The organism is Streptomyces sp. NPDC050287 (assembly GCF_044459385.1).
Classification (GTDB): domain Bacteria; phylum Actinomycetota; class Actinomycetes; order Streptomycetales; family Streptomycetaceae; genus Streptomyces.
Genome location: NZ_JBITIY010000008.1, coordinates 323,608 through 345,941 on the forward strand (window position 1 = coordinate 323,608; position 22,334 = coordinate 345,941).

Here is a 22,334-nt window from a genome sequence, read left to right on the forward strand (position 1 = left end):
GGGGCGGGTGAAGTGCGGAGCTCCGCCGCTACGCGGTGGGGATGGCGCCCATCTGCCGGAGGATGCCGAGCATGTCGAGCTGGGCGCGTTCCTCGACGATCTTGCCGTGGGACAGGCGGTAGAACGCCATGCTCTCCGAGCGGATCGCCTTGCCCGTCGCCTCGACACCGGCGAAGGGTCCTTCGTGGGTGCCCGTCATGGTGTAGCGGACGGCCACGGTGTCGCCCTCGGCCCGCATGTCCTCCACCGTCCACCTGAGGTCGGGGAACGCCTTCAGGTTCGCGGCGACGATGCCGAGACAGGTGTCCCGGCCCTGCCACGTCCGGCCGCCGGAGTGCACGACGATGTCCGGGCTGACGAACCTGCTCGCCGGAGCGGGATCGCGACCGGGCAGGTACTCGCTGGTGTAACGCTCGATGATGCGCTTGTTCACCTGAGTGGTCCCGTGGTTCCAGGAGACGGATTCCGCCGTGACGCGAGACGGCGACCCGGAACCGGTGGTGCGGTCGGCCGTGTCGGCCGAGGCTCCCGATCCGAAGGCCGCGAGGCTGAGCGCTCCCAGCGCCGTGACCACGGCGGCCGGCTTGGCGTATCGGCGCATGATCCTCCTTCTGAGGTCGGTGATCACAGCGCCGACGGCGCCGTGAAGGGGCTGGAGACGGACGGCACCAGCGCCGTCGTATCCGGGCCGTTCACACCGCCGTGGGCGGTGCACCACCAACAGAACCGTTTGTCACGGGAGTGTGGGAGTCCCTGCTGAGGGGGTCACTGACAGGGACCCCCAGCCCGTCGGAAGCGCTCGTAGAGTGGACCGCATGGCAGGCAGAAACGACCCACATGGCATCAACCGCGACATCCGTGACGATGTCCGCGCCCAGATCCGGGAATTCCTGGGCACGCGGCGAGCCAGGGTCACCCCCGAGCAGGCCGGACTGCCCGCGTACGGCGGAGACCGCCGGCGCGTCACCGGGCTGCGCCGCGAGGAGGTAGCCCTCCTCGCGGGCATCTCCGGCGAGTACTACACCCGACTGGAGCGCGGCAACGCCACCGGGGTCTCCGAGAGCGTCATCGAGGGCATCGCGCAAGCACTGCAGCTCGACGAAGCCGAACGCACCCACCTGATCGACCTCCTGCGCGGCGCCGGCACCAGCCGTCCGCCACGCCGCCGACCCGCTCAGCAGCGGGTCAGGCCCGCGGTACAGCGCGTCCTCGACTCCATGACCGGCACACCCGCGTTCGTCCTCAACGGACGCGGGGACATCCTGGCCGCCAACCACCTCGGACGTGCCCTGTTCTCCCCGGTCTACGCCGACCCTGTTCGCCCGCCCAACAACGCCCGGTTCATCTTCCTCAGCCCGCACGCGACCGAGTTCTTCCGCGACTGGAACCAGGTCGCAGGCGACGCGGTCGCCATGCTCCGCGCCGAGGCCGGCCGCGATCTGTACGACCGGCGGCTGACGGACCTGATCGGCGAACTGTCCACCCGCAGCGAGGAGTTCCGACACCGCTGGGCCGCCCACAACGTCCGGATGCACACCACCGGCGTGAAGCTCCTGCACCACCCGGTCGTCGGCGACCTCGACCTGCCCTTCGACACCTTCCCGCTCGGCGCCGACCCCAGCCAGGTCCTCCTCACCTACACCGCCGAGCCCGCCTCACCCTCGCAGGACGCCCTGGACCTGCTGGCCAGCTGGGCCGCCAACGACGCGATCGAGCGGTCCACGTCGGCCGACGACTCCGAGCCGGCCGACTCGTCCGAGACATCCGACTGACCGACGAGCCACGCGTGCCCGTCCCGCGCAGTCGTCGACGTCGTCGGCGCGGCGGCACGGTCCGCCGGCGAAAGCATCGGTTGTCTTGACGGCCGGCACGCGAATCGGGCCAGGAACCCCGGATTGGCCTTGGCCGGCCGCCTCACCGCGCCCCTAGCGTCGGGGCATGCGCATCCGAATCGTCGACGCCTTCACCGACCGCCCCTTCACCGGAAACCCGGCCGGGGTCCTGCTCCTCGACGCCTTCCCGGACGACGACCGGCTCCAGAAGGTGGCCCTGGAGGTCAACCACGCGGAGACCGCGTTCGCCCACCCGCTGCCCGAGGGCGGCGAGGCCGACTGGGCGCTGCGCTGGTTCACGCCCGCCACCGAGGTCGACCTGTGCGGCCATGCCACGCTCGCCACGGCCCACGTGCTGCACTCCACCGGCGCCCACCGGGGCCCGGTGCAGTTCGCCACCCGCAGCGGTGTCCTGCGGGCCACCCCCGGCGAGGACGGCTCGATCACCCTGGACTTCCCGACCGCCCCGCTCACCCCGGCCGAGCTCCCGGACGGCGTGGCCGAGGTGCTCGGCGCCGAGCCGCTCGCTGTCTTCGACACCGGGCCGAGCCTCGGCGACCTGCTGGTCGAGGTGGCCGACGAGAGGACGGTCCACGCCCTGAACCCGGATCCGAAGGCCCTGGGCGCCTACTCCGAGCGCGGCGTCATCGCCACCGCCCGCGCCGAGGACCCCACCCGGGGCTACGACTTCGTCTCCCGCTGCTTCTTCCCGAACGTCGGCATCGACGAGGACCCGGTCACCGGCAGCGCCCACACCGCCCTCGCCCCGTTCTGGTCCGGGCGCCTCGGCCGTGCCGAGCTCACCGGCCTCCAGGCCTCCGCCCGCACCGGCCGCGTCCGCACCGAACTGCGGGGCGAGCGCACCCTGCTGAGCGGCAGCGCGGTCACCGTCATCGAGGGCGAACTGCTCGCCTGAAGGGTGCGGGAGGGGCGTACGAGATCGTCGCACGCCCCTCCCGTAGCGCCTCACGCCGTCGGCAGCCAGCCCACCTTGCCGGCCAGCAACGCGTAGCCGACGAAGGCCCCGATGTCGAGCAGGGAGTGCGCCACCACCAGCGGACCCACCCGGCCCCAGCGGCGGTAGAGGTACACGAACACCACGCCCATCACCATGTTGCCGAGGAAGCCGCCGATGCCCTGGTAGAGGTGGTAGGAGCCGCGCAGCACCGAACTGGCCACCAGCGCCGTGCCGGGCGTCCAGCCCAACTGGCCCAGGCGGCGCAGGAGATAGCCGACGACGATGACCTCTTCGAGGATCGCGTTCTGCATCGCCGACAGGATCAGCACCGGGTACTTCCACCACACGTCCGGCAGCGCCTCGGGCACCACGGTGAGGTTGAAGCCGAGACCGCGCGCGGCCAGGTAGAAGGCGATCCCGGTGCTGCCGATCACCGCCGCGATCCCCGCCCCGCGGCCGAGGTCGGGCCACGGCCGGGTGCGGTCGAAGCCGATCGTGCGCAGGCCCTGACCCTCACGGAGCAGGAAGTGCGCGACCAGGGCGACGGGCACGAGCGCCGAGGCGATCCCGAACAGCTGCCAGGCGAGGTCGAGCCAGGGACGACCGGGAGCGGCCGAGGCGTTGAGGGTGGCCGCCTGGTCCTTCAAGCCTCCCGGTTTGGTGACCGATCCGACAAAACTGATCAGGGCGGACACACCGCTCGCACCGAGCGAAAGCCCCAGAACGAGCAGGGTCTCGTCCCGGAAGATCCGTCGCGAGAACCGCTCCGGAGGGAAAGATTCGGTCACCGGGCCCGCCTCCGACTGCACACCTGCCTCCAGTTGAGTAATCCCGCCGCATCCCCGTTGCCGCGCCGCTAAGGTCTCGAACGTAGTGGCGAAGATCGTGCGCGACTGGCCGTCGGGGGGCGGACGCCGTACGGGCGTACCTCCCCCTTTTGCATGCCGTACGGCCGGATTCCGGCACGGGTTCAGCAGCGGCAACAGGGAGGGGCACCACCGTCATGGGACGTCACAGCTTGCCCGATCAGTATGGGGCGGGCGGCAGCGACCCCCGTCCACGCGCCCGCCGCCGCTCGGTGGCCGTGGCGGCCGTCCTCGTACTCACCGTGGCCGGCGGTACGGCGGCCGCCGTCCAGGGCGGACTGTTCTCCTTCGGCTCCTCCTGCCAGGACCACCCCGTACGGCTGAGGCTCGCCGCCTCCCCCGACCTGGCACCCGCCCTCACGACCGCGGCCGAGCGTGCCCGCGACCAGGACCTCACCTCCGACGGTCGCTGCGTCGCCGTCACGGTGACCGCGCGCGACGCGTACAAGGTCGCGGACACGCTGCTGGCCGGCAAGAAGACCGACTTACAGGTGTGGGTGCCGGACTCGGACGTGTGGCTGCGGCGACTGGAGTCGGGCAGCGGCACGGAGGAGGTGTCCCAGGTGGGCAATGTCGCCTCCACCCCCGTCGGGATGGCGATGGTGCCGGCGGCCGCGAAGTCGCTGGGGTGGCCGGAGAAGACGTACGGCTGGCTGGAGCTGGCGGGTGCCGCGCTGCAGGGCGACCCGCTCAGGCTCGGGGCGGCCGATCCCGCGCGCAGCGCGACCGGGCTGCTCGCGCTCACCCGGCTGAGTACCGCGGCCGCCCGGGTCGAGGGCGGGGACACCCAGGCCGCGGCGATGATGAAGACACTGGCGCAGCGCACCGCGGACAGCGACGGGCAGGTCCTTCAGACGCTGCCGCGGGACGCCTCGGGCACCGAGCAGGGCAACCCGAAGCGCAACCAGGCGCTGGTGCTGTCCGAGCAGGCCGCGTTCACGTACAACGCCTCGGCCGACGGCGGCGCCGGCCTGGAGCTCTTCTATCCCGAGGACGGTTCGCCGCGGCTCGACTACCCCTACACGCTGGTCGACCGGACGGGGCTGACCACCGACGAGAGCCGGGCCGCGATCCGGTTCCTGAGCTACCTCCGGGAGCCGGAGCAGCTCCGGCTGCTGCAACAGCACGGCTTCCGGACGTCGAACGAAGCGGTGCCGGAGGCGCTGGTCACGAAGGCCGGCGGCAGCCGTCCGCAGCCGTACACGGAGCCCGCCGCCGAACCGGCCGCGGCGGAGACGCTCCAGGAGGCCCTCGGCACCTGGACGATCACAGTGCAGAGCGCCCGGATCACCACGGTGGTGGACGCCTCATCGTCCATGTCTCAGAAGGTCCCGCGCACCGGCCGGTCGCGGATGGACGTCACCAAGGCCTCGCTGCTCCAGGCCCTGGCCACGTTCACGCCCGAGGACGAGATCGGCCTGTGGGACTTCTCCACCAAGCTGGACGGCGACAAGGACTACCGCGTGCTCGTGCCGACCGAACGCCTCGGCGACCGAGTGGGCGGCGGCATCCAGCGGGACCGGCTCTCGGCGGCGTTCAGCAACCTGGCCCCGGTCCCGGACGGCGCGACCGGCCTGTACGACACCACGCTCGCCGCGTACAAGGCGGCCACGTCCTCCTATGTGAAGGGGAAGTTCAACGCCCTGGTGGTGCTCACCGACGGGGTGAACCAGGACCCGGGCAGCATCTCGCGCGGCAAGCTGATCTCGGAGCTGGAGAAACTCACCGACCCCGGGCGTCCGGTGCCGCTCATCGTGATCGCCGTGGGACCGGACGCCGATCGCGCGGAGGCCGAGCAGATGGCCGCGGCGACCGGCGGCTCGGGCCAGGAGGTCAGCGACCCCGCCCAGATCCACTCGGTGATCCTCAAGGCGATCGTGGCGGCCGGCGCGCGGGCAGCGGGCCAGGGCTGACGCCACTCATCCGCCGTCGCTTCCTCGCCGTCGCTCTTCGCCGGCCCTTCCTCGCCGTCGGTTCGTCGCCGTCGCTCAGTTGCCGCACCGGAGCCTCTGCTCACCCCAGCGGCACCGGCTCCGGCAGGCCCACCGGCCAGGTGTGCACGGGCTCGCCCTGGTGCATCAGCTCGCAGTAGCGGCGGGTCGTCGCGGCCAGCGCCGCTTCTCGTGACAGCCCGCTCTCCAGGGCCCGGTGGAAGGTCGCCGCCTGCCAGGACGCGCCGTTGACCCGGCGCCTGCACCGCTCGTCGATCACGCCGAGGTACAGATCCCGGTCGGCGGGCTCCACCCCCCACGCCTCGAGACCGGCCTCGGCGAGCGGCAGCAGTTCCTCGCGTACGAGGGTGACGGCATCGACCTCGGTGGTGCCGCCGTACCGGCCGCGCCGGGGCCAGGTGAAGCGGGCGTCGATCCCGTGCTTGCAGGCGGCGTCGAAGTTGGCGGCGGCGGCCTCGAACGGCAGCCTGGTCCACACCGGCCGGGACTCGTCGGCGAGGGCGCGGACCACGCCGTAGTAGAAGGCCGCGTTGGCGATGACGTCGGTGATGGTGGGGCCGGCGGGCAGCACCCGGTTCTCGACGCGCAGGTGCGGGACACCGTCGGCGATGCCGTAGACGGGGCGGTTCCAGCGGTAGACGGTGCCGTTGTGCAGGACGAGCTCGGAGAGCTTCGGGACGCCACCCGCGTCGATGACCTCCAGCGGATCCTCGTCGTCGCAGATGGGCAGGAGCGCCGGGTAGTAGCGCAGGTTCTCCTCGAAGAGGTCGTACGCGGAGGAGATCCAGCGCTCGCCGAACCAGGTGCGCGGGCGCACTCCCTGGGCCTGGAGCTCGGGCGGGCGGGTGTCGGTGGACTGCTGGAACAGCGGCGGCCGGGACTCGCGCCACAGTTCGCGGCCGAACAGGAACGGTGAGTTGGCGCCCACGGCTGTCTGCGCGGCGGCGACGGCCTGCGCGGCGTTCCACACGTCGGCGAAGCGGCCCGGGGTGACCTGGAGGTGCAGCTGCACCGAGGTGCAGGCGGCCTCGGGCGCGATGGACTTCGAGGTGCAGGTGAGGCGCTCGACACCGTCGATGTCGAGGGCGAACTCCTCCCCGCGGGCGGCCACGATCTGGTCGTTCAGCAGGGCGTAGCGGTCGACGTCGGAGAGGTTGGAGGAGACCAGGTCGTCCCGGTCGAGGGTCGGCAGAATGCCGATCATCACGATTCCCGCGTCGAGCTCGCCCGCTTTCCGGTCGGCATATGCCAGCGACGTACGGAGTTCCTCGTCGAGCCGGTCGAATACCCGCCCACCCAATCGGTGTGGGGCTATGTTCACTTCCAGGTTGAACATGGCGAGTTCTGTTTGGAAATCTCGGCTTGCGATGCGTTCCAGAACCTGCGCATTCAGCATTCTCGGCATGCCGTCGGAGCCCGTGAGATTCAATTCGATCTCCAACCCCATGAGGTTCTTCGGGCGATCGAACCGCTTCTCGGCCAGGAGTCGCTCGAGCCCCGTCAGACACTGACGGAGCTTGTCGCGGTAGCGCTGGCGATCGGACAGGTCGAACTGGCCTGCCACGACCTTCTCCCCCATGGGAGCGTCCTCCTCGATCGGGCGGGCCGTGGATCCGGCCGCCGGTGTCCGGGTCAGGTGGGATGATGCCCAGCCGGGACGATCGATAACGTCCCGCACGGGCCCGGCAGCCGCTACCCTGACGGATGTGACCGGTGGCACATTCGCCGGGCATGGTGCACCGTGCAGTTTCGGGTTCCCTGAAGAACTCGTGAAAAACGCCGACGAGAATGGGCCGTCCGCAGTCCGGGCATTTTCCGAGGTCATCGCGGTGCACTCGCCTTGGAATCGGGATGATTCCCGCGAATCGCCGACCGATTGGTCTCTTGCCCTACCCGTTGGAAACGGCTAGACGAAACACTGTCTGAACATATGTCGTATAAACTCCGCGAACAAGGCAGAAGGCTGGCGCCCGCGGCCCTCGATCCTGCCGTCAGGTGACGTGCAGCAGGCCTCACCACACCCTGGTTCACCGGACCACGGCCCCCGCCTCCCTTGCCCCGCGAGCTGACAGCGCCGTCCGCCCCGCCACGCCCTCGCGCCACCGTGCCTGTCGATTGAGAGGCGACCCACCATGCCGCTGCATGTCCCGCCGGCTCCCGCGCCAGCCCTTCGCACCGTCCTCACCGCCCTCGGTTCGCCCACCGCGGTCAAAGAAGCCCGAACCCCCTCCCTGCTGCACGCCCAGGGACCCGCCACAGCCGAACTGCCCCTGCCTGTGCACGTCCTGGACGGGATCGACGCCTTGGGCGTCCCCGTCACCCGGCTTGCCGGCTGGCGCTTCCTGATCCGCTGCGCCGACCGCGCGGTGGCCGCCGCCGAGACGATGCTGACCCCCGACGGGTGGGCCTTCTCCCACTTCTTCGAGGGCCCGTACATCGCCTCCACCGAGCGCGCGCTGCGCCAGGCCGAGACCATGACGCAGCCCTACCAGCCGCGCCTGCTGTCGGTCCCCGGCCTGTACATGCTGACCCTGTGGCTGCACGGCGACTGCGACGCCGACGGCGCGAGCGGCCACCCCGCCGCCGCCGACCTGCTCGTCCCACTGGCCCCCGCGCCGCCCGGTATCGCGGCGCACCGTCCGCACCGGGTGTCCGAGCTGCTCCCCGTGCTCACCCATCGGGTGACTCCCGCGCCACTGCTCAGCTCACCCGCCTGAAAAGCCCCCGCCTCCGCGACCTTCGTACCCCGTTCCCGAATTCCGGGCAGCGGGGTACGACGCTTTTCCCGGCCCCCTATAGGCTCCCGTCAGGATTCCGGTACCAATTCGCTCGTACGAGCGCCCGGCGTCTCGTACGAGCTGAACGTCGCCCCCGACCCGTCCGGACTAGCCCTATCCGGCCACCGCGAACCATCCGAAGGGACAGTGCAGTTGGGATGAACCGTCCGGGCGGGTGAGGCGTCATCAACCTGTGAGAAGCGGTGCTGCTAAATCCCTGCGGATTGACGTCCGTGGGGCAACACTGGGTTCGGACCGACTTATCACAACGGGGGGCGGCCATGAACGACGCTTCAAGCCGCGCAGCAGACACGACAGCCACATCATCCGTCACGACAGAGCGAAAGATCCCACCAATGTGCCAGCACCAGCCGCCGTGCCCGACAGCCGACTCCGCCGACCGGGAATCCGCCCGCCTCGTGGCGCACCACCCGGAACAGGGATGGAGCCTGCTGTGCAACGGCGTCCTGCTCTTCGAGGACACCGGTGAGCTCCTGCCGGACGGCCGGGTCATCGCCCCGCACCGTCCGCTGGCGGGCCAGGTGAGGACGGCAGCCTGAGCACGACCGGGCGGGCCCACCGCACCGCCCGGAGTACATGAGGGGCCGGCTCGCAGCGCCGACTGCGCACCGGCCCCGACGCATGTCCGGGGTCGGTCACTCCATGTAGCCGCTCGCGCGTCTCTTTGTGAGTCCCGGTAACTCCGTCGTACGGGCCGCCGGCACAGCCGTTCTGCGCCCTCGGGCCTCTTCCACGGTCATTCCCTTTCCGGAAGACTCCTGGAAGTTTTGAGAGCTCGTCCGGTGAGCAGGGGCCGACGGGGCAACCGTCGACGGAGGTGGGGCAAGTGACAGCACAGGAGGCCGGCGCCGAGGCGGCGCGGGCGCGGGGCAAGGTCACGATCACGGAGATCGCCCGGCAGGCCGGGGTTTCGGTCCCGACCGTGTCCCGGGTCGTCAACGGCCGGTCCGACGTCTCGCCGCCGACCCGGGCCCGGGTCGATGACCTGCTGCGACGCCACGGCTACCGCAAGCGCCCCGCCGCCCCCGGCACCCGCGCCGCCCTGCTCGACCTCGTCTTCGACGACCTCGACAGCCCCTGGGCGGTGGAGATCATCCGGGGCGTCGAGGAGGTCGCCCACGCGGCCGGGGTGGGCACCGTGGTGTCGGCGGTCCACGGCCGCACCGGCGACGCGCGCGAGTGGCTGCGCAATCTGCGGGCCCGCGCCTCGGACGGCGTCATCCTGGTCACCTGGGCGCTGGAACCGGTCCTGCACGAGGAACTGCGCATCCTCGGCGTGCCGCTGGTCGTGATCGACCCGGCCGGCTCCCCCGCCCTCGACGTGCCGACCGTCGGCGCCGCCAACTGGGCGGGCGGCATGGCGGCGACCGAGCACCTGCTGTCCCTGGGCCACCGCAGGATCGGCCTGATCGCGGGCCCGCCCCGGCTGCTGTGCTCCCGGGCCCGCTTCGACGGCTACCGCGCGGCCCTGGAGGGCGCCGGCCTGACGGTGGACGACTCCCTCGTCGTCCCCGGCGACTTCCGCCCCGAGTCCGGCTTCGCCGGCTGCAACGCCCTGCTGGACCTGCCCGAGCCGCCGACCGCGCTGTTCGCGGTCAGCGACCAGATGGCCCTCGGCGCGATCGAGGCGCTGCGACAACGGGGACTCAGGGTGCCGCAGGACATGAGCGTGGTCGGTTTCGACGACCTTCCGGAAGTCCGCTGGTCGGCTCCCCCGCTGACGACGGTACGGCAGCCACTCGCCGACATGGGCAAACTGGCCGTGCGTACGGTGCTGCGCATGACCCGCGACGAACAGCCCGACTCCCCGCGCGTGGAACTCGGCACCGAGCTGGTGATCAGGTCCAGCACGGCACGGGTGGCCGGGGGGTGAGCGCGGGCGCCTGCGTCCGGTTCACCGCCGACCTGGGGCCAGGCCCAGATCGCCATCGGCCCCGACGCCCGCCCCAGGCCACCATCGACCCCGACGCCCGGCCCGGCCCGACATAAGGCCGGGCACCGGTCCCGACCGACGCAAGACCGGGCACCTGCCCCGGCCCGACGTAGACCGGGCCCCCGCCCCAGGCCGACGTCAGCCCCGGCGCCCGGCCAGACCGACACCCCACCCCGGCACCCGCTGCCGAGCCGACGTAGGGCTGCCCCCCGGGATCGCCGTCGACGCCATCGTTCCCGGGCACCCCCCTCGCAGGCGCCCGGGAACGAGTCATGTCAGGGCACCTCACCACGACGCCCTGCCTCAGCGGCTCACGTCAGCGGCTCACCTCAGCGCATCCCGGATCGCGAAGTACGCCGGCTTGGGCGTCAGTTGCTCGTCCCACGGGAGTGCCGCGCCCTCGCCCTCGAAGAACGCCGGGATCCAGGAGTACTTGTCGGTGTAGTCCCACAGCGTGATGCCCACGCACCGCCGTACCGAGAGGCACGCCTCGGTCATGTCCCGGTACCACTCGGCCTGCGTGGCCAGCTTCGCCTCGTCCGCGGGCACGAACATCCGCACGTCGACCTCCGTGAGCGCGGTGTCCAGACGGAGCCGGGAGAAGCGGCGGAGGTTGTCCTCCAGGGTGGTCGGATAGCCGTACTGGAGTGCCAGGTGGGCCTGGAGGCCGATGCCGTCGAGCGGGACGCCCTGGGCCTTGAGTTCCTGGGCGAGCTTGTAGTAGGCGTCGCTCTTCGGGCCGATCCCCTCGATGTTGTAGTCGTTGAGGTAGAGCTTGGCCCTCGGGTCGGCCTGGTGGGCCCAGCGCAGCGCGTCGGCGATGTAGCCGGGGCCGAGCGTCTTGTAGAAGACCGTCTCCCGGTAGGTGCCGTCCTCGTTGAACGCCTCGTTGACGACGTCCCAGGCGTAGATCTTGCCCCGGTAGTGCCGTACCTCCGTCTGGATGTGCTTCTTCAGTACGGCCCTCAGCTCGGGCGCCGTCCAGGTGCGGCCGGTGAGCCAGTCGGGCAGCTGGCTGTGCCAGACCAGGGTGTGGCCGCGTACCCGCTGGTGGTTGGCACGGGCGAGGTTCACGATCTCGTCGCCCTTGGACCAGTCGAAGACGCCCTGCTGGGGCTCGGTGGCGTACCACTTCATGCCGTTGCCCGGCGTGATCATGTCGAACTCGCTGCCGAGAACGGCCTTGTACGGCTCGTCGGTGAGCTCGGGGTTGTCCGTCGCGCTGCCGAAGTAGCGGCCGTGGCGCTGGGCGAGGTCGGCGAGAGTGGGCTGCCCGCCGTGGGGCTTGCCGTGCTGTTCGCCGGCCTGGGCCGCCGGCCCGGTGGCGATCCCGGCGGCGACCAGGACGGTCGCGAGGGCGCCGGCGAGTCTGAGGCGGGTGCGGGTGGTCGTGCGCATGGTGCGACTCCTCACGTCAGGGGGTGGGTGAGCCGTACGGCCGCGGGCGCCGGTCATCCCTTCGTGGCACCCGCGGCGAGGCCGCCGACGAGCTGGCGCTCGGCGACCGAGTAGAAGGCGAGGGCCGGAACCATGGCCAGCACCAGATAGGCGAAGACCTTGGCGTAGTCCGCGGAGTACTGGCCCTGGAACTGCTGGACACCGATCGGGATCGTCCACCAGGTGGAGTCGGTGAACACCAGCAGTGGCAGGAAGAAGTTGTTCCAGCTGGCGATCACGGCGAGGACCGAGACGGTGCCGAGCGCGGGCCGCGCCATGGGCAGCAGGATCCGCCAGAAGAACCCGAACGGGCTGCACCCGTCGAGCGTGGCGGCCTCCTCCAGCTCGCCGGGGATCTCCCGGAAGAAGCCGCGCAGGATGATGATCGTCATCGGCAGTCCGAACGCGGCCTGCGGCAGGATCACGCCCAGCGGGTTGTCGAGCAGCCCCAGGGACCGCAGCAGCAGGAACAGTGGCAGGGCCGCCACGGCGAAGGGGAACATCAGCCCCATCGTGAACAGCGTGAACAGCAACTCCCGCCCGCGGAAGGCGAACCGGGCGAAGGAGAACGCGGCCAGCGCGGAGGCCGCGACGACCAGGACGGTCGTCCCGATCGCGATCACCGCGCTGCTGCCGACCAGCTGCCAGAAGGAGCCCGAGCCCAGGATGCCGGTGTAGTTGGAGGTCACCCAGGGATCGGGCAGCCCGATCGGGTTGCGGGAGAGCTGATCGGTGGACTTGAAGCCGGAGATGACCGCGTACAGCAGGGGCACGACCATCACCGCGCCGACGATGACGAGGACGACGTGGAACGGCAGGGTCCTGCCGCGCTGCTTCCGCCCGGGCGCGGACCGGGTGGACGCTGTCCGCGCGGGTGCCTTCTGAGTGAGCGTCACTTTCCGCCTCCTCGCATGGTCGTGGTGGCCCCTTCGAGGTCGCGGCGGAGCACGAACCGCTGGTAGGCGAGGGCGAAGACGAGGCTGATGCCGAACATGACCACGCTGACCGCGCTGGCGTAGCCGACCTGGTAGCGCTTGAAGCCGAACTGGAACATGGTCACGGCCATGGTCTCGGAGTGGTGGTCGGGTCCGCCCTGGGTGATCACCCACACCAGGTCGAAGAGCTGGATCGAGCCGATGACGGACAGGAAGACGCTGATGCGCAGAGTGGGCGCGAGCAGCGGCAGGGTGACATTGCGGAAGCGCTGCCAGGCACTCGCGCCGTCGATGAGCGCCGCCTCGGTCAACTCGGCCGGAATGGACTGGAGTCCGGCCAGGTAGAGCATCATGTGGAAGCCGAAGTACTTCCACATCATGACGAGGAACAGGGTCGCCATCACGGTGGACGGGTCGGCGAACCATGTCCCGCCGAGGCCGTCCAGGCCCACGCTGCCCAGGACGTGGTCGGCGAGACCGTCGTCCGGGGCGAAGATCATGCTGAACAGCACACCGGTGATGGCCTCGGACAGGATGTACGGCGCGAAGAACAGCATCCGGTAGACGGCCCGGCCCCGTATCCGCTGGTTCAGCAGCACCGCCATGGCGAGCGCGAACGGCAGTTGGAGGGCGAGCGAGAGGCCGACCAGGAGCAGGCAGCGCCACAGGTCGCCCAGGAAGACCGGGTCGTCGAAGAGCCGGGTGAAGTTGTCGACGCCGACGTAGTCGGAGGGCATGCCGAAGCCGCCCCACCGGAAGAAGGCGGCGTACAGGGCGAACAGCATCGGCAGCAGGACCAGCCCGATGAACAGCACCAGGGCGGGCACCTGGAAGCCCATCGCGGTGACCCAGTTGAGCAGACGCCGCCGGGCCCGCCCCCGGGCCGCGCCCGCGGCCGGGCGCGGGAGTTCGACGTCGGGGCCGGTCCGCTTGTCCGGAAGGTACGTGGAGGTCATCGCCGGCTACTGCTCTTCCTTCGCGGCCTGCGTGATCGACTGGGCGACCTGCTCCGGGGACTTGGAGCCGGCGATGAGGGCGGACACGCTGTCGTTGACCTCTTGGCCGACGGCGGGCGCGTACGCCTGGTCGAGGTAGAGCTGGAAGCCGGTGGCCCCGTTCAACTGTGCCTGTACGGCCTTGGTGTTGGGGTCGGTGAGAGCGCTCTGCGCCGCCGGGACCACCGGCAGGGCGCCGGTCTTCTTGACCAGTTCCAGGTCGGTGGCCTGGGAGGCGAAGAACTTCAGGAAGTCGACGGCCGCCTGCGGGGCTCCCCTGCGCAGGGCATGTCCGCCGCCTCCGCCGAACACCTCGGTGATGGCGCCCTTGCCGCCCTCGACGGCGGGGAAGGGGAAGAAGCCGAGGTCGTCGCCGAGCCCCTTGCCCGCGTCGGCCTGCACCGTCGGAGCCCACTGGCCCATGAGTTCCATCGCCGCCTTGCCGTTGCCGACGGTGGCGGCCTGGCCGGTGGGGGTGGAGTAGGCGGCGTTGAGGAACCCCTTCTGGAACGGCTGCAGGTCCACGAGCTCCTTGAGGTGCTTGCCGGCCGCGACGAAGTCGGTGCCCGTGAAGTCCTTGTCGTCGTAGGCCTTCTGCAGGGCGTCGGCGCCGGCGGTGCGCATGGCGAGGTAGGCCCAGTAGTACATCTCGGGCCACTTCTCCTTGCCCGCGAGGGCGATGGGGGTGATGCCCTTGGCCTTCAGCTTGCCCACGGCGTCGAGGAAGCCGCTCCAGGTGGTCGGGGGCGTGCCGACGCCGGCCTGCTTGAAGAGCGCCTTGTTGTACCAGAAGCCGATCATGCCGATGTCGAACGGGATGCCGTACACCTTGTCGTCGATCAGGTACGGCTCCCTCGCGACCTTCAGCAGACCGTCGGCCCACGGCTTGGTCTTGTCCGTGAGGTCCTCGACCAGCCCGGCGTCGACCTGCTGCTTCAGCACGCCGCCGCCCCAGGTGTGGAAGATGTCAGGAAGCTTCCCGGAGGCGATCAACGTGGTCATCTTCGACTTGTAGGCGTCGTTCTCCAACTGGACGATCTTTACCTTGACGTTGGGGTTCTGGGCCTCGAACTTCTTGGCCAGAGCCGCCCAGACGCCCTTCGCGGGCTGGGTGGTCGAAATGTTCCACCACTCGATCGTGGTCGTCCCCCCGGACGACCCTCCGTCCGAGTCGCCGCCACAGCCGCTCAGTGCCGTCATGCCCACACCGGCCGCGGCGGAGGCCGCCAGGAAGCCGCGGCGGGACAGTGCCGGGTCGCCCATCATGCGCTCCTTGGGTACAGGACGGCGCGTCCACGCCCGTCCACTGGACCGAAAGTTTCGGAGATAATCCAGAAAGGTTCGTTGTTGCCCGCACCCTAGAGACAGCTGCCAAACGGTGGCAACCCCTTGTACGTGGGGAATGTTGGCGGACCCCGCCGCCAACTCGTGCCGGAAAGCCGCCGCTTCAGCAGCGCGACGCCGTGTACGCGAACCAGTCGAAGGACGCGCCGCACTCGGTGACGTACATGCCGATCACTCGCCCCGTGAAGCCTCCGGCGACCTGCGTGGAGAGGTAGCGGCCGTCGAACTCGGCGAGCGGGACCTGGCGTTGGACGGATCCGTGGCCGTCGACGGGTGCCTGGCCATCGATGGATGCGTGGCCGTCGACGGAGTGGACGACCGTTTCGGGGCCGCCCGGACTGACGCACGGAGTGGACGACCGTGTCGGGGCCGCCCGGCCCGACGCCGGGGCCCGGTTCCCGGGAACTGGTGACGGTCGGCGGCACGAAAGACGTCGTACGCGTCTCGACCACGGGCGTGACCGGCCCCGAGGGGAGTTGCCGCCGGGCGACGCACTGCCGTACCGGACCGATCCGGACGTGCACGCTCGCCTCTCCCCCGTCGATCTCCAGGTCGTAGTGGTGCGCCTCGTCGATGCGGACGGAGAGTCCGGCGCGGCCGGATCCTGGCTCCGGACGGGCTGCGACCCGGCAGTCGGGATGCCGCTGCCGGCGCCCGACGAAAGTGTGGCCCGGCCGGTCGAGGCTGTCCCCCGTGGCATGCGGGGTCGGCCAAGGTGCCGTCCTGCGCCTGTACCGGGTCGGCGTGGCCGGTGCACTGGATGGGCAGACCGGTGCCGCGGCGGGAGAGGACCGGGTTGGCCGGGACGGGTTCGTAGGGGCCGCGCGGGGAACGGACGCGGGCGATCGAGACGGCGTGCCCTCGTGCGGTGCCGCCCTCGGCGAGCATCGGGTACCACCACTCGCCGATGCGGTAGAGGCGCGGCGCCTCCGGGTGCTGGAGCCCGGTCCCGGACCGGACCGGGAACGGTCCCTCCAGCACCTTCCGGATCGTCGGGGCGTAGATCCCGGCGGAGGCCACGGTGTCCTCCGACAGCGTCAACTGCCCCGGCCTGTCCAGGACGTTGCCGATCTGCCGCCAGTGCACGAGGTCGCGGCTGTGGAAGAGCGGGTCGCCGGGGTAGTACTCGAAGCTGGAGCAGACGAGGTAGTGGTCCTCGCCCACCCGGCACACGCTGGGGTCCGGGTGGCACCCGCCGATCACCGGGTTGCCGTAAGTCCGCATCCGCGTCAGCCCCTTCGGAGGTCAACGAAACATTCGGCCTCACCGACGAACGTTACGAAGGGGACTGTAGAAGGTCAGCTCTCGAAGCGATACCCCATGCGGCATCACCCCCATGGAGACTGTCAGACGACTGCCTCGCCGTTTTGATGCCCATGCGGCGCAGCTCGTCGAACCGCTCCCGCATGCCCTCCTCGACGACGTCCTTGAGGTGGATCACGCCCAGCACCCGCGCCCCGGCGGAGTCCTCGACCGCCACCAGCAACGGCGTACCGCCCGCTGCGGAGATGATGTCCGTCAACTGCTGTGCGTCCTGGGCTACTTCACCTCCCTGTCGGGTCACCCAGGCGACCACCGAACCGGCCGCCCCCCTTGCGGATCCTGCGGCGGTCGACGTCCACGCCGGACATCCGGGTCTGCGCGGTGAACGCGATCCACTCCGCCCCGGCCGGCTCGTCCTGGCGCCGCTCGCGCAGCCCGTACCTCTCCTTCGCCAGGACGACGATCGGGCGGCCCTCGGGCGTCTCGTCGGCCAGCGACGACAGCTGGGCCGCGTCGGCGACCTCGGCGGCCGTCACCCCGCGCACCGGCACGAACTCCGAGGCCTGCCGGTTGCCGAGGGTGATGGTGCCGGTCTTGTCGAGCAGCAGCGTCGACACGTCACCGGCGGCCTCGACCGCGCGCCCCGACCTGGCCAGCACATTGCGCTGTACCAGCCGGTCCATCCCCGCGATGCCGATCGCCGACAGCAGCGCGCCGATCGTGGTCGGGATGAGACAGACCAGGAGGGCGACCAGCACGGCCAGTGTGAGGTGGGTGCCCGCGTAGACCGCGAACGGCGGCAGCGTGGCGCACGCCAGCAGGAACACGATGGTCAGCGAGGCGAGCAGGATGTTCAGCGCGATCTCGTTCGGCGTCTTCTGCCGGGCGGCGCCCTCGACGAGGCTGATCATCCGGTCGATGAAGGTCTCGGCCGGTTTTGTGGTGATCTTGATGACGGTCCGGTCGGAAAGCACCTTCGTACCGCCGGTGACGGCACTGCGGTCACCGCCGGACTCCCGGATGACGGGCGCCGACTCTCCGGTGATCGCCGACTCGTCGACGGAGGCGACCCCTTCGACCACGTCCCCGTCGCCGGGAATGACGTCACCGGCCTCGCAGACGACCAGGTCACCGACGCGCAGTTCGGTGCCGGGGACCACGGAGCCGTCGGCCTTGCGGGCCACGCTGTCGCTCTTGGCCCTGCGCAGGGTGTCCGCCTGCGCCTTGCCGCGGCCCTCGGCGACCGCCTGGGCCAGGTTGGCGAAAACGACGGTCAGCCACAGCCAGGCGCTGATCGTCCAGCCGAACCAGTCGCCGGGGTCGGTGAAGGAGAAGACGGTGGTGAGCACCGAACCGATCCACACCACGAACATCACGGGCGACTTGACCATCACCCGCGGGTCGAGCTTGCGGAACGCGCCCGGCAGCGACGTCACCAGCTGTGTCTCGGTGCGCAGGGTGCCCGCGGTGACCGGCACGGGCCGCTGCCCGGCGAGCGATCCGGCGAGCGCGAGGACGAACACCATCGGCAGGAACCGCCCCAGCAGCACGGCGAGCCCGATGGTGGTGTTGAACCACTGCGTGTCCGCGTTCAGCCCGGCGAACGCCGAGCCGTTGTTGTTGGCGCCGGACGTATAGGCGTACAGGATCTCGGAGAACCCGTGCGCCCCGCCGTTGGTCATCGAGTGGGCCGGTGTGGGCAGCGCCATCGCGAGCGCGGTGAAGACGAGGACGAGCGCCGGGGTGACGAGGATGTAGCAGGCAGCCAGTTTGATCTCGCGGGTGCCGATCTTCTTGCCCAGGTACCCGGGCGTGCGGCCGACCATGAGCCCGGCGATGAACACCGCGACGATCGCCATGATCAGCATGCCGTACAGGCCGGAGCCGGTGCCGCCGGGCGCGATCTCGCCCAGCATGATGCCGAGCATGGTGATCCCGCCGCCGAGACCGGTGAAGGACGAGTGGAAGGAGTCCACCGCGCCGGTCGAGGTGAGCGTGGTCGACACCGCGAAGATCGACGGCTCAGAACCTCTCCGGGAAGATCAGGGCGAGAACGAGATGGCCCAGCAGAGCGACTCTTACGGCGTCGCCGCACGTCCCCACACGGAACTGGGGCACCCCCGCGGAAACGGAACGTGCCCGCCGCCCGTCAGAGCCGGGTCAAGGGACGATGCGCGACATCCCACCGGCTTTGCCGTCGGCGCCATGGGACACATCCGTCCTGGAGCGACCGGCCCTGACTCCCCAGGCGCCACGACGGACCGGGGGTGGCCGGAAACCGCCGTACGCCATGACGCTGGGTGTCCGCCCGCTCGCCCGCTCCGCTACCGCACGACCGGGCGCGCGGGCCCGCGACTCGCCGACGCCGCGTTTGACGTGCTCCTGAATCCCGCCGAACCAGTCTTAACGCAAGCTTGACGCTCTCCGCCCCCTCATCCGCAGGCCCCGGCGTCACTCTCCGCTTACGCTGGTTGCGCCGAATGCGTGATGGCCGGATCCACACGCCGAGCCGCACTTCAGGAGCACGCCCGATGGCCACCACCGAACACCCTCCTCCCAGTCGCCTGCGCTCCTGGATGCTGGAGGGCCTGTCCGACATGGGCAAGGGCGGCGGCCACCAGGGCCCGCACGCCGTACCCGAGCCCGCCCACCAGGGCCGGCGCTGGTGGCGGGTGATGTGCCTGACCGGAGTCGACTACTTCTCCACCCTCGGCTACCAGCCGGGCATCGCGGCGCTCGCGGCCGGTCTGCTGTCACCGGTGGCGACCATCGTGCTGGTGATCGTCACCCTGGCGGGCGCCCTGCCCGTGTACCGCCGGGTCGCCGAGGAGAGCCCCCGCGGCGAGGGCTCGATCGCGATGCTGGAGCGGCTGCTGTCCTTCTGGAAGGGCAAGCTGTTCGTCCTGACCCTGCTCGGCTTCGCCGCCACCGACTTCCTGATCACCATCACGCTCTCGGCGGCGGACGCCTCGACCCACCTGATCGAGAACCCGCATCTGACCGGCGCCCTGCACGACAAGCAGATGCTGATCACCCTGATCCTCGTGGCCCTGCTCGGCGCGGTGTTCCTCAAGGGCTTCCTGGAGGCGATCGGGGTCGCGGTCGTCCTGGTCGGCATCTATCTCACGCTGAACCTCGTCGTCGTGCTCGTCGGCCTGTGGCACGTCATCACCGCGGGCCATGTGGTCACCGACTGGACCGGCGCCCTGACCACCGAGCACGGCAACGTCTTCGCCATGGTCGGCGTGGCCCTGCTGGTCTTCCCGAAGCTCGCGCTCGGTCTGTCCGGCTTCGAGACCGGCGTCGCGGTGATGCCGCACGTCCAGGGCGACCCGGACGACACCGACGAACGGCCCACCGGCCGGATCCGGGACACCAAGAAGCTGCTCACCTTCGCCGCCCTGATCATGAGCTGCTTCCTCATCGCCACCAGCTTCATCACCACCCTGCTGATCCCGGAGAAGCAGTTCGAGTCCGGCGGCCAGGCCAACGGGCGCGCTCTCGCGTACCTCGCGCACAACTATCTGGGCAGCGCCTTCGGCACGGTCTACGACGTCTCGACCATCGCCATCCTGTGGTTCGCCGGTGCCTCCGCCATGGCCGGGCTGCTCAACCTGATGCCCCGCTACCTGCCCCGCTACGGCATGGCACCGCACTGGGCCCGCGCGGTGCGCCCGATGGTCATCGTCTTCATCCTCATCGCCTTCCTGGTCACCTGGATCTTTGACGCGGACGTCGACGCGCAGGGCGGCGCCTACGCCACCGGTGTCCTCGTCCTGATCAGCTCCGCGGCGATCGCGGTGACCATCGCCGCCCGCAGGGCCGGCCAGCGCAAGGGGACCATCGGCTTCGCGGTGATCTCGGCGGTGTTCCTCTACACGACGGTCGTCAACGTCATCGAGCGCCCCGACGGTGTGAAGATCGGAGCCTGCTTCATCGCCGGCATCATCCTGGTCTCCCTGCTCTCCCGGTTGGCCCGCGCTTTCGAACTCCGCGTGACCAGCGTGACGCTCGACCACATGGCGGAACGTTTCATCCGGGACATGGCCAGTCGCAAGATCCGGTTCATCGCCAACGAGCCCGACCGGCGGGACAAGGCCGAGTACCGCGACAAGATCGAGCAGATCCAGCAGGACAACGACATCCCCGGGGAGGACTTCGTCTTCGTCGAGGTCACGGTCCTCGACCCGTCCGAGTTCGAGGCGGGACTGACGGTGCGCGGCGAGGTCCTCCACAACCGCTACCGCGTCCTGACCCTGGAGTCCTCCTCCATACCCAACGCCCTGGCCGCCCTGCTCCTGCACGTCCGCGACGCGACCAGGTGCACCCCGCACATCTACTTCGAGTGGACCGAGGGCAACCCCTTCGCCAACTTCCTCCGCTTCTTCCTCTTCGGCCAGGGGGAGGTCGCCCCGGTCACCCGAGAGGTCCTGCGCGAGGCGGAACCAGACCGGGTGCGGAGGCCGCGGGTGCACACGGGGTGATCTGCCCTGGCTGAGCGAGAGCGGTGACCACGGTTCGGTCCCTGAATCGCGATATCGCGTTGTGCCCAACGGCCGACCCCCACCCTCGGTTCCCCGTCGACGCCCCTATCGTGACCGGCATGCAGTCCTACACGATCGGCCAGGCAGCACGGCTGCTCGGCGTGAGCCCCGACACCGCGCGCCGCTGGGCGGACGCAGGCCGGGTGGCGACCCACCGCGACGACAGCGGCAGAAGAGTCATCGACGGGCGGGCCCTGGCCGCCTTCTCGGTGGAACTCGCCAAGGCCGGAACGGACGAGGAGGACACCCCGCACACTTCGGTGCGCAACGCCTTCCCCGGCATCGTCACCGCGATCAAGCTCGGCGATGTCGCCGCCCAGGTGGAGATCCAGGCCGGCCCGCACCGGCTCGTCTCCCTCCTGACCCGCGAGGCCGTCGAGGACCTCGGCCTGGAGGTCGGCATGGAGGCCACGGCACGAGTGAAGTCGACGAACGTCCACATCGACCGGGCCTGACCGCGTCACCCAGGGGAAGCCATTCCCGTAAAAACGCATATACGCACTCCATGCCGCCCTTGTGGCAGCTCATGCGATGAGGCAGGAGACTTTCGCCTCGCATATGCGGAAGTATGATCGGCGCATCGGAAGGGCCTCTGGGCTCTTCTCCAGGCAGACCGAGGGAGTGAACCCGTGATGACCCGTTCCGTGCGCCGGACCCGCCGGACCCTGCAGGCGGCCGGAGCGGGAGCCGCCGCCCTGCTCGCCCTGGCCGCCTGCTCCTCGTCCGACTCGGACTCGGACTCGGCCGCCGCGGGTTCCAACTCCTCCGCCTCGGCCTCGGCGAAGCTGTCCGGCGCGGTGACAGTCTTCGCCGCCGCCTCACTGAAGGAGAGCTTCACGACCCTGGGCAGGGAGTTCGAGAAGGAGCACCCAGGTACGAAGGTCACCTTCAGCTTCGGCGGCAGCGACACCCTCGCCGCGAGCATCACCGGCGGCGCCCCGGCCGACGTCTTCGCCGCCGCCAGTCCCAAGACGATGGCGATCGTGACGGACCAGAAGGACGCCGTGGGCACGCCGGCCACCTTCGTCCGCAACCAGCTGGAGATCGCCACCCTGCCGGGCAACCCGGACAAGGTCTCCTCCCTCAAGGACCTCACCAAGTCGGGCCTGAAGGTCGTCCTCTGCGACAAGACGGTGCCGTGCGGTGCCGCCGCCCAGAAGGCGCTGGACGCCGCCAAGCTGAAGCTCACGCCGGTTTCGTACGAGCAGGACGTCAAGAGCGCCCTGACGAAGGTCGAGCTGAAGGAGGCGGACGCGGCCGTCGTCTACCGGACCGACGTGAAGGCGGCGGGTGACAAGGTGGCGGGCGTGGACTTCCCGGAGTCGGCCCGAGCCGTCAACAACTACCCGATCGCCCTCCTGAAGAACGCTCCCAACACCGCCGCGGCAAGGGCGTTCATCGAGCTGGTCACGTCCGCGGAGGGCCAGAAGGTCCTGACCGAAGCCGGATTCCTCAAGCCATGACCGACCCCGGCAAC

At 70.2% G+C, this 22,334-nt stretch carries 18 protein-coding genes and 3 pseudogenes; 9 read left to right on the forward strand and 12 right to left on the reverse strand.

From position 1 onward, the window contains the following. Positions 1–28 precede the first annotated feature (28 nt). The gene (locus ACIBK3_RS29620; RefSeq protein WP_399370464.1) at positions 29–601 is read right to left on the reverse strand and encodes an ester cyclase; all 573 of its coding nucleotides are present in this window, start codon (positions 599–601) and stop codon (positions 29–31) included. 214 nt (positions 602–815) lie between these two features. On the opposite strand from ACIBK3_RS29620, the gene ACIBK3_RS29625 reads away from it, so the two are divergent. Both ACIBK3_RS29625 and ACIBK3_RS29630 read left to right on the forward strand, forming a co-directional pair. Further along, positions 816–1,772 carry a helix-turn-helix domain-containing protein gene (locus ACIBK3_RS29625; protein ID WP_399370465.1) on the forward strand — a complete coding sequence of 319 codons (957 nt, stop codon included), beginning with the start codon at positions 816–818 and terminating at the stop codon, positions 1,770–1,772. A 166-nt stretch (positions 1,773–1,938) separates the two neighbouring features. Beyond that, the gene (locus ACIBK3_RS29630) at positions 1,939–2,748 is read left to right on the forward strand and encodes a PhzF family phenazine biosynthesis protein (RefSeq protein ID WP_399370466.1); all 810 of its coding nucleotides are present in this window, start codon (positions 1,939–1,941) and stop codon (positions 2,746–2,748) included. Between the two features lie 50 nt (positions 2,749–2,798). Here the strand turns inward: ACIBK3_RS29630 and ACIBK3_RS29635 are convergent, their stop codons facing one another. Beyond that, a complete protein-coding gene (locus tag ACIBK3_RS29635; protein WP_399370467.1) occupies positions 2,799–3,599 on the reverse strand; it encodes a CPBP family intramembrane glutamic endopeptidase in 801 nt (266 codons plus the stop codon). A gap of 194 nt (positions 3,600–3,793) precedes the next feature. Between ACIBK3_RS29635 and ACIBK3_RS29640 the strand changes: the two genes are divergently transcribed. Next, positions 3,794–5,569 carry a substrate-binding and VWA domain-containing protein gene (locus ACIBK3_RS29640; protein ID WP_399370468.1) on the forward strand — a complete coding sequence of 592 codons (1,776 nt, stop codon included), beginning with the start codon at positions 3,794–3,796 and terminating at the stop codon, positions 5,567–5,569. A gap of 100 nt (positions 5,570–5,669) precedes the next feature. On the opposite strand, the gene ACIBK3_RS29645 is transcribed toward ACIBK3_RS29640, so the two are convergent. Further along, positions 5,670–7,187, reverse strand: a complete 1,518-nt coding sequence (locus tag ACIBK3_RS29645) for a glutamate-cysteine ligase family protein (protein ID WP_399370470.1) — start codon at positions 7,185–7,187, stop codon at positions 5,670–5,672. A 553-nt stretch (positions 7,188–7,740) separates the two neighbouring features. Between ACIBK3_RS29645 and ACIBK3_RS29650 the strand changes: the two genes are divergently transcribed. The 3 genes from ACIBK3_RS29650 (at position 7,741) to ACIBK3_RS29660 (ending at position 10,279) form a co-directional block, all read left to right on the forward strand. Further along, entirely contained in the window at positions 7,741–8,325 is a 585-nt protein-coding gene (locus ACIBK3_RS29650; RefSeq protein ID WP_399370471.1) for a hypothetical protein, read from the forward strand. Between the two features lie 416 nt (positions 8,326–8,741). After that, the gene (locus ACIBK3_RS29655) at positions 8,742–8,945 is read left to right on the forward strand and encodes a DUF5999 family protein (RefSeq protein ID WP_399370472.1); all 204 of its coding nucleotides are present in this window, start codon (positions 8,742–8,744) and stop codon (positions 8,943–8,945) included. 278 nt (positions 8,946–9,223) lie between these two features. Continuing rightward, entirely contained in the window at positions 9,224–10,279 is a 1,056-nt protein-coding gene (locus tag ACIBK3_RS29660; RefSeq protein WP_399370473.1) for a LacI family DNA-binding transcriptional regulator, read from the forward strand. Positions 10,280–10,663: 384 nt separating this feature from the next. On the opposite strand, the gene ACIBK3_RS29665 is transcribed toward ACIBK3_RS29660, so the two are convergent. The 9 genes and pseudogenes from ACIBK3_RS29665 to ACIBK3_RS29705 all read right to left on the reverse strand — a co-directional run bounded on the left by ACIBK3_RS29665 (position 10,664) and on the right by ACIBK3_RS29705 (position 18,431). Further along, positions 10,664–11,737 carry an endo-1,4-beta-xylanase gene (locus ACIBK3_RS29665; protein ID WP_399370474.1) on the reverse strand — a complete coding sequence of 358 codons (1,074 nt, stop codon included), beginning with the start codon at positions 11,735–11,737 and terminating at the stop codon, positions 10,664–10,666. A 53-nt stretch (positions 11,738–11,790) separates the two neighbouring features. Next, the gene (locus ACIBK3_RS29670) at positions 11,791–12,555 is read right to left on the reverse strand and encodes a carbohydrate ABC transporter permease (RefSeq protein WP_399370503.1); all 765 of its coding nucleotides are present in this window, start codon (positions 12,553–12,555) and stop codon (positions 11,791–11,793) included. A gap of 113 nt (positions 12,556–12,668) precedes the next feature. Continuing rightward, positions 12,669–13,667, reverse strand: a complete 999-nt coding sequence (locus ACIBK3_RS29675) for a carbohydrate ABC transporter permease (protein WP_399370475.1) — start codon at positions 13,665–13,667, stop codon at positions 12,669–12,671. Between the two features lie 6 nt (positions 13,668–13,673). Next, positions 13,674–14,969, reverse strand: a complete 1,296-nt coding sequence (locus ACIBK3_RS29680; RefSeq protein WP_399370504.1) for an extracellular solute-binding protein — start codon at positions 14,967–14,969, stop codon at positions 13,674–13,676. 184 nt (positions 14,970–15,153) lie between these two features. After that, entirely contained in the window at positions 15,154–15,339 is a 186-nt protein-coding gene (locus ACIBK3_RS29685; RefSeq protein ID WP_399370505.1) for a hypothetical protein, read from the reverse strand. Positions 15,340–15,535: 196 nt separating this feature from the next. Then, positions 15,536–16,274, reverse strand: a pseudogene (locus ACIBK3_RS29690) (family 43 glycosylhydrolase); the annotation flags it as partial. Between the two features lie 118 nt (positions 16,275–16,392). Next, positions 16,393–17,791: pseudogene (gene kdpB / locus ACIBK3_RS29695) on the reverse strand (potassium-transporting ATPase subunit KdpB); the annotation flags it as partial. A 12-nt stretch (positions 17,792–17,803) separates the two neighbouring features. Then, positions 17,804–18,319 (reverse strand): annotated as a pseudogene (locus ACIBK3_RS29700) (potassium-transporting ATPase subunit KdpA); the annotation flags it as partial. 16 nt (positions 18,320–18,335) lie between these two features. Next, positions 18,336–18,431 (reverse strand): potassium-transporting ATPase subunit F, encoded by a 96-nt coding sequence (locus tag ACIBK3_RS29705; RefSeq protein ID WP_399370476.1) that lies wholly within the window; start codon positions 18,429–18,431, stop codon positions 18,336–18,338. Positions 18,432–18,844: 413 nt separating this feature from the next. Here ACIBK3_RS29705 and ACIBK3_RS29710 point away from each other — a divergent pair, with 413 nt between their 5' ends. The 3 genes from ACIBK3_RS29710 to modA all read left to right on the forward strand — a co-directional run bounded on the left by ACIBK3_RS29710 (position 18,845) and on the right by modA (position 22,320). After that, positions 18,845–20,797, forward strand: coding sequence for an amino acid transporter (locus tag ACIBK3_RS29710; protein ID WP_399370477.1), 1,953 nt, complete (start codon positions 18,845–18,847; stop codon positions 20,795–20,797). A 119-nt stretch (positions 20,798–20,916) separates the two neighbouring features. Further along, entirely contained in the window at positions 20,917–21,312 is a 396-nt protein-coding gene (locus ACIBK3_RS29715) for a molybdopterin-binding protein (RefSeq protein ID WP_399370478.1), read from the forward strand. Between the two features lie 177 nt (positions 21,313–21,489). Continuing rightward, entirely contained in the window at positions 21,490–22,320 is an 831-nt protein-coding gene (modA, locus tag ACIBK3_RS29720) for a molybdate ABC transporter substrate-binding protein (RefSeq protein ID WP_399370479.1), read from the forward strand. The last annotated feature ends 14 nt before the right edge of the window (positions 22,321–22,334 follow it).

What these genes read in the sequence shown, in the direction of transcription:
- ACIBK3_RS29620 (WP_399370464.1), bottom strand. Translation starts at nt 601, where the DNA reads ATGCGCCGATACGCCAAGCCGGCCGCCGTGGTCACGGCGCTGGGAGCG.
- ACIBK3_RS29625 (WP_399370465.1), top strand. Translation starts at nt 816, where the DNA reads ATGGCAGGCAGAAACGACCCACATGGCATCAACCGCGACATCCGTGAC.
- ACIBK3_RS29630 (WP_399370466.1), top strand. Translation starts at nt 1,939, where the DNA reads ATGCGCATCCGAATCGTCGACGCCTTCACCGACCGCCCCTTCACCGGA.
- ACIBK3_RS29640 (WP_399370468.1), top strand. Translation starts at nt 3,794, where the DNA reads ATGGGACGTCACAGCTTGCCCGATCAGTATGGGGCGGGCGGCAGCGAC.
- ACIBK3_RS29645 (WP_399370470.1), bottom strand. Translation starts at nt 7,187, where the DNA reads ATGGGGGAGAAGGTCGTGGCAGGCCAGTTCGACCTGTCCGATCGCCAG.
- ACIBK3_RS29650 (WP_399370471.1), top strand. Translation starts at nt 7,741, where the DNA reads ATGCCGCTGCATGTCCCGCCGGCTCCCGCGCCAGCCCTTCGCACCGTC.
- ACIBK3_RS29655 (WP_399370472.1), top strand. Translation starts at nt 8,742, where the DNA reads ATGTGCCAGCACCAGCCGCCGTGCCCGACAGCCGACTCCGCCGACCGG.
- ACIBK3_RS29665 (WP_399370474.1), bottom strand. Translation starts at nt 11,737, where the DNA reads ATGCGCACGACCACCCGCACCCGCCTCAGACTCGCCGGCGCCCTCGCG.
- ACIBK3_RS29670 (WP_399370503.1), bottom strand. Translation starts at nt 12,555, where the DNA reads ATGGTCGTGCCCCTGCTGTACGCGGTCATCTCCGGCTTCAAGTCCACC.
- ACIBK3_RS29675 (WP_399370475.1), bottom strand. Translation starts at nt 13,667, where the DNA reads ATGACCTCCACGTACCTTCCGGACAAGCGGACCGGCCCCGACGTCGAA.
- ACIBK3_RS29680 (WP_399370504.1), bottom strand. Translation starts at nt 14,969, where the DNA reads ATGGGCGACCCGGCACTGTCCCGCCGCGGCTTCCTGGCGGCCTCCGCC.
- ACIBK3_RS29710 (WP_399370477.1), top strand. Translation starts at nt 18,845, where the DNA reads ATGGCCACCACCGAACACCCTCCTCCCAGTCGCCTGCGCTCCTGGATG.
- ACIBK3_RS29715 (WP_399370478.1), top strand. Translation starts at nt 20,917, where the DNA reads ATGCAGTCCTACACGATCGGCCAGGCAGCACGGCTGCTCGGCGTGAGC.
- modA (WP_399370479.1), top strand. Translation starts at nt 21,490, where the DNA reads ATGACCCGTTCCGTGCGCCGGACCCGCCGGACCCTGCAGGCGGCCGGA.